The organism is Streptococcus cristatus (genome assembly GCF_003943505.1).
GTDB lineage: Bacteria > Bacillota > Bacilli > Lactobacillales > Streptococcaceae > Streptococcus > Streptococcus cristatus_E.
Genome location: NZ_RJPS01000054.1, coordinates 1 through 809 on the forward strand (window position 1 = coordinate 1; position 809 = coordinate 809).

The 809-nt window shown below is 44.4% G+C and carries 1 protein-coding gene and 1 pseudogene; both read right to left on the reverse strand.

Annotated elements, in window-relative coordinates; all coding sequences use genetic code 11:
* Positions 1-38 precede the first annotated feature (38 nt).
* Entirely contained in the window at positions 39-524 is a 486-nt protein-coding gene (locus D8792_RS10930) for a GNAT family N-acetyltransferase (RefSeq protein ID WP_125371883.1), read from the reverse strand.
* Positions 525-554: 30 nt separating this feature from the next.
* Positions 555-809, reverse strand: a pseudogene (locus tag D8792_RS10935) (NADP-specific glutamate dehydrogenase); the annotation flags it as partial.

Genomic DNA, 809 nt, shown 5'->3' on the forward strand with positions numbered 1-809 from the left:
GTCATGATGTCTTTGAGACGACCAGAGTATACTAACATCTATTCATCTGGTAAGAGGGATTTTATCATCCAGATATTCATAGCTGGATGTCCGGCGGAGTTAGTAAGTGGTTGTTGCAGTGATGTGAAACTATAGTGTTGATAGATGGACACAGCCGTAGCCAGTTCAGTAGCGGTTTCTAGATAAAGCTGTTCATAACCTGCTAGACGTGCTTCTTGGAAAATCTGCTTTATCAGCCGACTGGAATAACCTTTGCCACGACTATTTTTAGTGACATACAATTTTTGTAATTCAGCAATCTTATCAGAAACAGGTGCAAAGCCACCACAGCCAACCAGCTGACCTTCGTCTTCCAGAACAAAGTAAGCTGCCCTCTCTTGCTGTTGATAATAGTCGGCCAAATGATCCAGATGAGAATCAAAGTAGACAGTTCCTGGTTTGTCAAGCCCGAATTCTTCTAGGCTAGCTCGAATGAGCTGCGCTACAGCTGGATTGTCTCTCATTTCTATTGGCCGTAAGTTCATGATAGTCCTCCGATAGGATGTATCGACTAATTAAACAATACCTTGTGCAATCATAGCGTTTGCTACGTTTTCGAAGGCAGCGATATTTGCTCCTGCAAGGTAATCAGTACCAAGTCCGTATGTTTCAGCAGTTGTTTTAGCTGTGTTGAAGATGTTGGTCATGATGTCTTTGAGACGGCCGTCCACTTCTTCACGAGTCCATGAGAGGCGAAGGCTGTTTTGGCTCATTTCAAGGGCAGATACAGCTACACCGCCAGCGTTGGCAGCTTTGGCTGGTCCATAAAG

What these genes read in the sequence shown, in the direction of transcription:
- D8792_RS10930 (WP_125371883.1), bottom strand. Translation starts at nt 524, where the DNA reads ATGAACTTACGGCCAATAGAAATGAGAGACAATCCAGCTGTAGCGCAG.